The sequence below is a fragment of the Bacillota bacterium genome, assembly GCA_018333655.1.
Lineage (GTDB): Bacteria > Bacillota > UBA994 > UBA994 > UBA994 > BS524.
In genome coordinates this window covers 37,134-48,126 of the sequence record JAGXTJ010000036.1, presented here as the reverse complement: position 1 = coordinate 48,126, position 10,993 = coordinate 37,134, and the positions used below count along the sequence as shown (strand labels likewise).

Genomic DNA, 10,993 nt, shown 5'->3' with positions numbered 1-10,993 from the left:
TGATCATCATGCGAAAAGGCTCCCCTTTGTATTGTTTTGTTTGGCGATTAAACAATACCACAAAAGGGGTTGCCTTTTCGTTTTATTCTTTTAAGTTAAGCTATCGCGACAGCGATTTCGTTCTTCTTTCCGTCGCAAAATACCGACAAAAAGAACCGTCCCCTCTGTCGCAACGTCACCTCTGTCGCTTGCCTGCGCTAGGGCGCAATGACATTTATAGGAGTTCTGCTCAAGGGCCGACTCAAGTCAACGTTAGCACTCACGGGGCCAAGCACGCGACCATCGATGAGAAACTGCACTTGCCTGATTTCTGGAAATTCTAGCAGGGTGTGAACTAGGGCGTCGACCACGATTTGCTCATTAAAGGCCCCTTGCAAAAAGAGGTTAACCACCCTGCGGTCAAGATCGACTATGGCCACGCCACCCTCAACGGTAACAGCACGCAGGCGTATACCCTGGGGCAAGGGCGAGATGAGATTATCTGCAGGAGCAAACTCCAGCAAGGCCTGCAGTGCTGCTGCGGGGTCGCGTCGCGGCAAACTACGCGTCACTGGCACTAGGACATTACTGCCCTTTACTCTGGCGTAAACAACGGCGTGTGGGAGAGCTATTTTGTGCGAGGGAGCTACTTTGGGATAATTAACGAGCGTTGGACGCACTAAACGACCCGAAAGGTTCAAACCGCCCACCATGCCTTGTATGGGGCGGCCCAGAACCATAAAACGAACGGCTTCTACGTCGTCAAAAGCGGTGAAGGTGAGTATGACTGCGCCGATAAAGGCGCGCTCTTCAGTCTGATTGCGCAAGACCCAGGAAGGAAATTCCGGCGGCATCTCTATATCTAAGACACCATTGTGGAGAGCTACGCTCTGTATTTTTGCTGGTGCACCACCAAGGAGACGATACTCGGTACTACCTAGTTCACCGTTTAGCAGTGCTACTGCTTGCTGTATGGGCGGTGGGTCGCCAACTTTACGATAGACGCTTACCGGGACCAGGAAGCCACTGGCAATTTGCTGCACGAAGATACTAACAAAGGGGGCATGCCCTTGCGTAAGGTAGGCAATCGGGGCACTTGGCTCAGTCACTTCCTGGCCCTGCCTAGGGACATTCACGCAACCAACGGCAGTAAAGAGTACGAGTGCAATTATAATAAACATTGTGGTCCACACGCGCAACTCACCACCTCCCCGCCTTGGTATACCTAGTATACCTCCGTGGCAGGGCGACTCGGGTTACAAACTCGTTAAATCTTTACGGTACTCGCTTCGGCAATTAAGCATCTCTTCGACAGCCAAACGAACAGGCGCGACTTTGTCTGCCGGAGCAAACACATAGAAGCGCGGCAAACGACGATATTGCTCGGCTAATTCTCCTATGTCGCCATTTTCGCCCTGCGACAAGGGTTCACAACCGCGGCGCGTCAAGATGGTGATATTAGCCTCTTTAAGCACGCCTCGGGGCCCGCAATACACACCAACTTCTATGGGGTTAAGCCCTGTTTTCTGGGCAATGAGGCTCTCAAACTGCCGTACGTTGTTAAAGCGCGCCAAAAGCGATTGATCAGCGGCGTGTACAAAAGCCCGCTTGTAGAGCCGCCGCCACTTCAGAGCTTCAAACAGAGAAAGCAAGTCGTGATCAGAGCTCTCTACAGCATGCCTGCGGCAATCCTCAAGCAGCAACTCATCGGTCAGCTGTGCGAGATGAGCCTCGCTAAAGCCCACCTTCTGCACCACCTTGGCCAGCATCACGCTGGCAGCAATTTTGGCGTGATGGTAGTAGAGGCGCTCTGTCAAGTAGTAACGCAGACGAAGCAGATGGACTAACTCTGAGCGCGCATCAGGTCGCGGAAGGCCTTTGTGCACTAGCCGATACACCAGGCGGCCATCCACCACGGTGAAGCTCTCTAGAACGCGGTCATCGTAATTATGCACTAACCCCGCAAAGTAGGCGTCGCGGCGCAAGTAGTCTAAGACATCGGCATCTATGGTGCTCTTCACTATATCGGTGAGGTAGCGACGAGACTCAGGCAGGGTATCAAGCAATATGTTCACGACAAAGTCATAAAGCCCGTGGCCAAGGAGCGCTGACTTGACTTCCGTATCATTTAGCACCATGGTCATGCGTTCGGCTCGGTCGTGACGCCCGAACAGCCCAAATTCCTCTTCTAGGGTGTGCCCAAAAGGCATGTGCGCAGCATCATGCAAGAGTGCGGCACAACTTACCGCAGCGAGCTCCTCGCGACAAGATTCGTCTACGCTACTATGATATAGCCGTTTAGCCATATGATACGTCCCCAAGCTATGGTCAAAGCGGGTGTGCACACAACCCGGGTAGACGAGATGCGTAAGCCCGAGCTGCTTAAGGCCACGTAAACGCTGCATAGCCTTGGTAGCCAGGACATCTTTGGCTGCGGGGTCGATTAGGATATCACCGTGCACGGGGTCTCTCACTCGCATATATCTACCTGGCCTCCCCTACTTCTGCCCTGCCCTTCGCGGCAGGAATACCAAGACTTATGAAGAAAGATTCTAGGAACAATGAATCTACCGAAACCAAGTAGGGAGGGCGAATAACTAATGAAGGTATTTATCAGCGTCGACATTGAAGGCGTAGCTTGCGTGGTCAACAGCGACAGCACCGGGCCCACCGGCAAGACTTATGATGAAGCGCGACGGCAGATGACGGCCGAAGTAAACGCGGCCATAGAGGGCGCTATAGCCGCGGGAGCCACAGAGATCATCGTCAATGACAGCCACGGAGGCATGAACAATATTATTCCGGCGGAGCTCAATCCTGCTGCTACCATCATCCTGGGAACACCCAAACCCCTAATGATGATGGAAGGCCTAGATAGCGAATGCCAGGCCGCGTTCTTGATTGGCTACCACGCCCGTATGCATTCTGCCGGGGTGCTATCCCACACCATTAGTGGCGGCGTGGTGAGCAATGTCTGGGTAAATGACGTGCTCTGTGGCGAAATCGGCATCAATGCCGGGCTCGCAGGTCACTTTGGCGTGCCCATTGCCTTAGTGAGTGGGGACAAAGACACCGCCCTTGAAGCGCAAGCCCTGCTAAAGGGTGTGGAGGTCGCCATTGTAAAAGAAGCCATAACCCGCTACAGCGCCAAGAATATGCACCCTAGCCGGGCTACGCTGCACATCAAACAACAAGCCGAAAAGGCACTTCGCGCGCTACCCACGTTGCAGCCACTTGTCTTTGCCACTCCGGTAACCATGCGCCTCGAGCTGCTTAACTCCGGCATGGCAGATGCGGCGGGCTTCTTGCCGCAGGCACAGCGCCTAGACGGGCGCACATTGACATACACCGCATCTGACTATGTAACGGCCTTTCAAGGGCTACGGGCCATGATTACCCTAGCCGCAAAAAACTAGCACGCCGCGGGTGACCGGCCAGGCTACCGAAAATACCTACTTAGTGTTGGTGTTTGCCCGCACAACAAGGGCAAGTAGGCTGCTCTATTTTGGTTAGGCCGAGGTTTTCGAGCTCGGCGGTAAATCTACCGCGAAAATTTACTAGGTATTCTTCACGCAACTGACGCTGTTCTTCCCGTTCCTCAGTAGTTAAGTTGTCGGCACGCTGCTTCTGTGCGAGAGCGTTAAGACGGCTAAGTTTCTCTGGTGATAACATTTTTTCTCCTCCTAAAGCACTACATTGGCGACCATGCGGGCGGCGTCGGAGCATAAACCGCCGCTTTTCACCATTGATTCTATTATGCCAAAAACTTTTGCGGGGGACTCACCCGACCGATAGGGTCTTTCCTCGGTCAACGCTTGGTATACATCACAAACGGCCACTAGCCGCTCTTCTAGCGTGAGCTCCTGCCCCGGAACGCGTTCAGCATAGCCTCGCCCGTCTAGCCGTTCGTGGTGATTACCTGCCCAACTCGCTATAGTTTCTAAACCAGGGACTTGATTCAGGATAAGCTTGCTGTAGTAAACATGAGATTTCATAACTGTGTACTCCTCCGGAGTAAGAGTGCCGGGCTTCTCTAGCAGTTCTGTAGGGACAACCATTTTCCCTAGGTCATGCAACAGGCCAGCGGTGTACAAACAGCGCTCTTTCCCTGAGAGTAAGGGTGAACTCTCGGCGACACGCCGCAAAAGCTCCGCCAGCCCCCGCGAGTGATTGGCCGTAAAGCGACTCTTGCTGTCAATAATCTTGGCGAAGACGCGCCCTATATCTACTATACTCTCTTGGTCGACAAAGCAAGCATTACTTGGCTGCAGAGCAGCTAGAGCGAAAGGTAGATTACGCCCCTCTAGATCTAACCAAAATTTATCTTGTTTACTTAAAACTGCAAAAGTGTCGCTCAGGTAGGGGTCGAACCTGCTGTTCTTGCATGTACTAACATGAATGGCAATATCTTCGCGAGCCTGACGCATGGTGGTGGCATTTCTCCCCACGGCATCGATGCTATCGGCCATGGAGAGAATTCTTGCCCCCAGGGCGATGCTCTCTCCACTGTGGCCGTAGACCCCGGAGCCGTCAAAATTCTCATGGTGGCACAAAACTAGCTCGGCGATTCCTGGAATAGGTAATTGTAGCACCAGCTCCTTGCCGACCGCAGTGTGTCCCCGCAAAAACTGCTCATCATGCAGTAATCTCATGCCGCCCATAGAAGTCAACCCGATGTCATGCAGTAGCCCTGCGAAGTACAGCCGTGTTAATGATTCGCTGTCCATACCTACCATTTTGCCTAGCCGCAAGGCCATGTAGGTCACCCTGTGTCCGTGCTGCATAAATGTCTGGTACTCGGCCAAATCAAGAGCGAGCGATAGCGCTCTGGTGAAATCGGCGAGACATATTTTTATCTCCAAGTAAGGCTCAGCTCCTGTCGCGTGCGTCATGCTCCAATTTATTTATTTTACCATTATTTTCGCAGTGCGAAAAGATTACGGCCGCCTAGATGATTCTAGGCGGCCGCGCTTCCTTAACCCCTCAACTGATATCCATGACAGTTTTTTCCTGAACAGTGGGCCGAACTCACGGCGCCAGTTTTGACATTATTGATTAGGCGCTGATTACTACACTGTTCGTTTTCTCCGGCCCATTTGCATTCGCTCGTGCTACATTTTATGGTCAAAGTCTTCACCCCCCCCCCTTTTTTTTTCTTCTTTTGCTTTCGCGATTGGTGAGTTCGCCTATTTCTTTAGCAATAGCCCTGCCCCTGCGGCCAGCAAGATAAGCCCCATACCCTTCTGCCAAGTGAACGCCAGACGATTCAGGCCTAGCGCTCCTAGGTGATCAATAAGGAGGGCCGTTCCAACTTGACCCACAATAATCATGGTAGTGGCAACCGCTACGCCAAGTGGCGGTATACTTATCGCTACTAAGTAGACAATGGCCACTCCCAGCACACCCCCTAGGTAGTAAACCCAAGGTACCTCAGTCCATTTCTGTGACATGGGCGCGCGCAAAAACGGAAGCAGCACTAGCATCAGCGCGACAACTGACCCTACCAAGTGTACGACGAGAGTAGCTCGCAGGACGCCGACATCTTTACCTAAGCCCGCATTGATACTGCCCTGAACTGCCATTAAAACACCGGAGACAAAAGCCATGGCCGCGCCCACAATACTCATTCGCTCACCTCACAGCCTAACTACTCTGTAGGATACCACCTACCCTTGCCGTCAATACATTGCCGCTATGCGCCGCGGGGTCAGCATGATATAATCTTCGGGGGGGTGACGAGATGGGCACAAAATGCAAGAAGCTACTAGGAATAGGCAAGCAATTGAAGATGGATAAAGTCCAGCCTCAAGCGACAACTGGACAAAGAGGAAAAAGACCGACAAAATAGTCGGTCTTTTTCTATACTGCATATCGATAGGTCTTCGCTGTTGCTACTTCGGTGTAGCGACTAATCTGCCCGCTGGTTTCTTCTACTGAGCAGCCACTCGCTGATTCCCGCGAAGTGAGCCTCTACCGCTCTACTAACAAAAGACGCCTGCCCCAAGAGAGCTGCGTTATGGGGATTAGACAAGAACGCTGTCTCAATGAGAATGGCCGGCACAGTAGTCCGTTGCAAGACAGCGAAATTTGCTGTTAACACGGCCCTGTCATTAAGACCTAGCGCTACTAAGCGACGATGCACGCCTAGCGCCAGCGCGAAACTCCCCTCGGTGACTCCGTAAAAAGTTTGGGTGCCCGAAATTTGCGGGTTAGTATGCGCATTGTTGTGCACGCTTACAAAGAGGTCGACCCCAGGTGCATTGCCAAACGCTATCCGCTCGGCAAGGGTGAGCCCGATGTCTGTGGTGCGCGTCATAACTACCTGTGCGCCAGCGGCCTCTAACATGGCCCTAAGCTGCTCCGACATGGTCAAGTTAACGTCGCTCTCTCGCAGGCCACTGGCCGCTATGGCACCGGGGTCTCTACCCCCATGCCCTGGATCAATGACTACGGTAAACCCAGATAGATCCGCGGCCGTTGGTGACGTGGGCACAAGGGCAGTACCATCGCCAGGGGCAAAAGAAAACGACAGGAGATTACTAAGGATGTACCCGGCCCCGCCCGCACTCGATACTTTGACCCATTCGCCACTTAGCCCTGACACGGCGATGGTCTGCCCGCGTGGATGAGTCGTTACCACAGGAAAGGTCGTGCCAGGGCCACTGCGCTGATTGACCACGCTGGCCGTGATACGAGCCTGCGCTTGGCCTCTGACTTGCTCGATAAATTCACTAGAGACAAAGCCGGTAGCACCGTTCTCGAGCATTACTCTTGCCCAGGCGCCTTCGCTTAAGACAGCCACCGTAGTGCCGCGATTTAGCCGCGCCACAATGGGAAACTGAGTGCCCCCTCCACCGCGCAAATTGAGCGAGCTAGCCGTCACACGTGCCAAGGGGACGGTCACAGCCTGTTCTTCCTGCGCTACCTGCGTAACAAAGTCGGCATGCACAAACCCGAGTCTGCCCGAGTTCTCTACCTGAAGCCAACTCCCTAGCTGCCCTGTCACGCTTAGAAGCTGCCCCTCTCGCACGGTAGATATTACTGGGAACGAGGTGGCAGGCCCCTGACGGACATTGAGGGACCTGACACCGATAGTGACTGTGACAGAACGCGACAAGGCTCTAAAGTTCGCATCAGCGGCCACAAATTGTCCAAAGACCCAGCCTGTTTTGCCCGCGGCAGTCATAACCTGTCGCCAATCACCCGTTTGGGCCAGCACGACAAGTGGTGTCTCTGCAGGCAGAGTTGTTAAGACCTTAAAGGCAGGGCCTGGACCACTGCGCAAATTGAGCAGTGCTGTGTTGACTGTCCCTGGCGTGGCTGCCCCTACGGAAGAAACGAAAACTGTTACCAGCATGATGATTAACCCGACTATGGTGATGCGTCTTCGCATTGACACCCTCCTTTCCTCTTGTCTCTTACTCTACTTCGCTCTAGAAAGCGGTTTTCCTGCATTTTAGAGCCGAAAGGCGGTCGCTAATAAGCAGCATATAGTGGAAATACCTTTCTGCTTGTCCCCTTTGTACCCTCCGAGACCCTAGCTGCGTAATGTAGTAACGGAAAGGGGGGATTAGTCATGATGCACACACGGAGAGCCAGATTTTGCCGTCTGATCCGCCGCGGAATATGTCACCAAAGGTCTACAGTGCGTGGTTTTATGGCCCTAGCCAGTCTGTCACCTACAGAGGACGTAGCCCTACTCATGCGCACCTATGCTGCTGAAGCCCAAGTATCGCTTGACGCACTGCGCCAGCTTTGGCGCGAGTACTGCACTGTCGTCAACGGAGTCCTGTAACAGCTAGGGCAAAAGTAGTCCAGCCAAAACACATGGGGAGGAGACGTCCTCCCCTATCTGTTTTGTTAATCGCCTCACGTCCATCGCCCCACGCTAAGCGCACCATCACCGGAGATCTGAGCGGACGCATCATTCGTTTGCAAAAATAATTACCAAGCTAGAGGTTATTGCAGAAATATGTCGAATTGCACATGGTGAGCTTTTCGCACGCAACTCAATCGACGACAGAGAGGTTTTGACATGCGCAGAATTCCAGTCTATGCACTTCAGCCGGGCATGAAGGTTGCGCGCCCAGTATATGGAAGCGAAGGCCTTGTGTTGCTGCAGCGCAACTTGATCCTCACCCGCCGCTACATAACACAGCTAAAACAACTGGGCATGCCCTTTCTCTATATTGACGATGGCCTACTTGAGGGTCATGACGTAGCCGATGTTATCCGCGATGAAACTCGCCACCAAGCTGTGCAAAGAGTGCGGAACCTCGTAGCCGCCGTGGAGACACCTAACCCGACCAGCCATGTCTTGCTCCGCACCCAGCAAGCCTCGCGCGCGGTGCATGACATTGTCAGCGACTTACTTAGTCAACGCAACCTCATGGTTAACCTGGTAGACATCCGACTCGAAGATGACTACCTGTTTTCGCATTCTGTAAATGTATGCATTTTGTCACTTATTACGGGCCTGACGGCAGGCCTTAAACGCGACCAATTGGTGAACCTCGGGGTGGGCGCCATACTGCATGATGTGGGTAAAGGAGCAATTCCGCACCACATTCTATACAAGAATGGCTCTCTCACGGCTGATGAATTCGAAACCGTAAAGACCCACACTACCAAGGGGTATGAGATTTTACAGAACATACCAGATGGACGCGAGGTGGCCCTAGAACACCACGAGCGCTACGACGGCAATGGCTACCCCGACGGCAAGCAGGGCCGGCAAATACATCAGCATGCCCAAATCGCTTCCATCTGCGACGTTTATGATGCGGTCACTTCGGCGAGGATCTATCGCGAGGCGCACCCGCCCCACGAAGCGGTAGAGTTGGTCTCGGCCTCAGGCAATCGCGCTTTTAGCCTAGACCTAGTACAGAAGTTCTTGCGCAACATCGCAGCCTACCCTTCTGGCTCGATAGTGGAGCTCTCTGACCAGCGCGTAGGCATAGTGGTTGACACCCCACCTGGTTTCAGCAAGTACCCCCGTGTAAGGCTTCTTTTTGATCAAGACAGGCAGCCCTACAAGTCACCTATCGAGATCAATACTCTTGATCACCCTTCCCTCATGATTCGCAAAGTCTTGACTGAACAGGAATTTGCGGCCTTGCGGGGTGTGATAATTTAAAGCGGAGGTGGTAGTATGCGCCGCATAGACTTGCCCCACCTAACTCCTGGCATGGTCATCGGACGAAGCCTGTACAATAGCTTGGGGCAGACCCTCCTTAAGGCTGGCACGATACTCAGTGCTAACTACATTCGTCGCTTAGAGCTACTAGGCATTCCCTGCGTCTACATACACGAGCCCCACTTAAAGCTGCCCGACATTAGGGACGTTATCTCAGACGAAACGCGCGTCACGGCCATGGTGCGCGTGCGCGACATACTGCTAGACACAAATACCGCTACCATCGCGCTGCGCGCCGATGGGGCTTTACGCTGCGTACAAGACATTGTCCAAGAACTGCTCCGAAACAGTCATGCCGTAGTCAACCTAACGGACATCAGGCTTGACGACGACTACCTCTTCGCCCACTCTGTGAATGTATGTGTCTTGGCCTTACTCACGGGCATTGCCTTGGGTTACCCCAAGCCTAAACTACAGGAATTAGGCCTAGGCGCACTCTTTCATGATGTGGGTAAAGTGATGGTACCGAAACCAATCCTCAACAAACCTGGCCACCTGAGCCCCGAGGAGTACGCAATAGTCAAGCGCCATGCCGACCATGGCTTTGCGATACTGAAGGACATGCCCGCCATTAAAGATATTGCCTACCAGCACCATGAGCGCGTGGACGGCACGGGCTACCCCCTCTCGCTCAAGGGTGGTAGCATCTTCGAAACTAGTCAGATCGTAGCCATGGCCGATGTATTTGATGCCCTGACGGCGCATCGCCAGTATCGCACAGGATTTCCGGCGCATGAGGCCTATGAGTACCTCTCTGCCAGTGGCAACAAGGCCTTTGATATGAAATTGCTCCAAGTATTCTTAAAGAATATCGCCGCCTACCCGAGCGGTGTAATGGTTGAACTAAACGACGGTGCCAAAGCCATTGTGCTCGACACCCCTCCCGGCGCACCCCAACAGCCTCGCGTGCGCTTGCTCGATTCTCGGTCCGAGCTTATGCTCCGCGACTCGGACTTATTTATCGTCCGAGTGGTCCCTAACGGCTAGATCCTTTTACATCCTTTTATAGTTCGCGCTTAATGCTCTGGCGCACATTTTTCTTGACACATGGTCCTGATAAGACTCGAACGTAGCGAGTGGTCGCGCTTGACCCGCTCGGCGCGCACTATGGCTATGGCTTCGGCACAGGCCACTTCCACAGAATCGTTGATGATGATGTAATCGTAATTTGCCGCCTGCCCTAGCTGTTCATAGGCGTTACCTAGGCGTCTTTCTAGGTTAGCTTCCCTGCTCCGGCGCGTAATGCGCTCGGCGATGACTTCTAGAGAAGGGGGAGCGATAAATATGCTGACGAGGCGGTTTGTCGTTTTCTTATACTTAAACATACCATTGTAGTCTAACTCCATCAGCCTGTCAGGACCAGTATTGGTGTCAAACTGCGGCGAGCCATAGTAGTGGTCGTGGTAGACCTGCTCATACTCAGCAATTTCGCCTTGCTCTATCTTGGCTCGAAACACTTCTGGGGTGACGAAATTGTAGTCAAAACCGCACTCCTCGTTAGGGCGAGGCATGCGGGTCGTGTAAGTAGCCATTTTAACCAAGTCTTTATACGTCGCGACGATGGCCCGCATGATGGTACCCTTGCCTGACCCCGAAGGACCTGTTACTACAAATAAGATAGCCTGTGACATGCTTACTCCCCCTCTGTCGATTGAAGGCATTATATCAAATTGCGGTCGCTCCTCCTAGGGCTAACGCAAAATCACTGTGACTTATCAGGGACGGTTCTCTGAATCGAAAAGAACCGTCCCTGGAGATTCATTTGTCCAATCAGTTCTGTCGTGTTACAATCTTGCAAATACATTAAGCCGGAGGTGG

At 53.1% G+C, this 10,993-nt stretch carries 11 protein-coding genes; 4 read left to right on the top strand and 7 right to left on the bottom strand.

Going from position 1 to position 10,993, the window contains the following annotated elements; all coding sequences use genetic code 11:
- Window positions 1-197 precede the first annotated feature (197 nt).
- Window positions 198-1,160 carry a GerMN domain-containing protein gene (locus KGZ92_07475; GenBank protein ID MBS3889115.1) on the bottom strand — a complete coding sequence of 321 codons (963 nt, stop codon included), beginning with the start codon at window positions 1,158-1,160 and terminating at the stop codon, window positions 198-200.
- 75 nt (window positions 1,161-1,235) lie between these two features.
- Window positions 1,236-2,459 (bottom strand): HD domain-containing protein, encoded by a 1,224-nt coding sequence (locus KGZ92_07470; GenBank protein ID MBS3889114.1) that lies wholly within the window; start codon window positions 2,457-2,459, stop codon window positions 1,236-1,238.
- A 120-nt stretch (window positions 2,460-2,579) separates the two neighbouring features.
- Here KGZ92_07470 and KGZ92_07465 point away from each other — a divergent pair, with 120 nt between their 5' ends.
- Window positions 2,580-3,395: a M55 family metallopeptidase gene (locus KGZ92_07465; GenBank protein ID MBS3889113.1), complete on the top strand. Its 816-nt coding sequence runs from the start codon at window positions 2,580-2,582 to the stop codon at window positions 3,393-3,395.
- Between the two features lie 40 nt (window positions 3,396-3,435).
- Here the strand turns inward: KGZ92_07465 and KGZ92_07460 are convergent, their stop codons facing one another.
- The 4 genes from KGZ92_07460 to KGZ92_07445 all read right to left on the bottom strand — a co-directional run bounded on the left by KGZ92_07460 (window position 3,436) and on the right by KGZ92_07445 (window position 7,372).
- Window positions 3,436-3,651 carry a DUF896 domain-containing protein gene (locus KGZ92_07460; GenBank protein ID MBS3889112.1) on the bottom strand — a complete coding sequence of 72 codons (216 nt, stop codon included), beginning with the start codon at window positions 3,649-3,651 and terminating at the stop codon, window positions 3,436-3,438.
- An 11-nt stretch (window positions 3,652-3,662) separates the two neighbouring features.
- Entirely contained in the window at window positions 3,663-4,841 is a 1,179-nt protein-coding gene (locus KGZ92_07455; GenBank protein ID MBS3889111.1) for an HD domain-containing protein, read from the bottom strand.
- Window positions 4,842-5,165: 324 nt separating this feature from the next.
- Complete coding sequence (locus KGZ92_07450) at window positions 5,166-5,606, bottom strand: DMT family transporter (protein MBS3889110.1); 441 nt, start codon at window positions 5,604-5,606, stop codon at window positions 5,166-5,168.
- 281 nt (window positions 5,607-5,887) lie between these two features.
- Window positions 5,888-7,372 carry an N-acetylmuramoyl-L-alanine amidase gene (locus KGZ92_07445; GenBank protein MBS3889109.1) on the bottom strand — a complete coding sequence of 495 codons (1,485 nt, stop codon included), beginning with the start codon at window positions 7,370-7,372 and terminating at the stop codon, window positions 5,888-5,890.
- 183 nt (window positions 7,373-7,555) lie between these two features.
- On the opposite strand from KGZ92_07445, the gene KGZ92_07440 reads away from it, so the two are divergent.
- The 3 genes from KGZ92_07440 to KGZ92_07430 all read left to right on the top strand — a co-directional run bounded on the left by KGZ92_07440 (window position 7,556) and on the right by KGZ92_07430 (window position 10,162).
- Complete coding sequence (locus tag KGZ92_07440; protein ID MBS3889108.1) at window positions 7,556-7,774, top strand: hypothetical protein; 219 nt, start codon at window positions 7,556-7,558, stop codon at window positions 7,772-7,774.
- Window positions 7,775-8,014: 240 nt separating this feature from the next.
- On the top strand, window positions 8,015-9,115 hold the full coding sequence (locus tag KGZ92_07435; protein ID MBS3889107.1) for an HD-GYP domain-containing protein: 1,101 nt from the start codon (window positions 8,015-8,017) through the stop codon (window positions 9,113-9,115).
- 15 nt (window positions 9,116-9,130) lie between these two features.
- Window positions 9,131-10,162 carry an HD-GYP domain-containing protein gene (locus tag KGZ92_07430; protein MBS3889106.1) on the top strand — a complete coding sequence of 344 codons (1,032 nt, stop codon included), beginning with the start codon at window positions 9,131-9,133 and terminating at the stop codon, window positions 10,160-10,162.
- A 29-nt stretch (window positions 10,163-10,191) separates the two neighbouring features.
- Here the strand turns inward: KGZ92_07430 and KGZ92_07425 are convergent, their stop codons facing one another.
- Entirely contained in the window at window positions 10,192-10,806 is a 615-nt protein-coding gene (locus tag KGZ92_07425; protein ID MBS3889105.1) for a guanylate kinase, read from the bottom strand.
- Window positions 10,807-10,993: the final 187 nt, after the last annotated feature.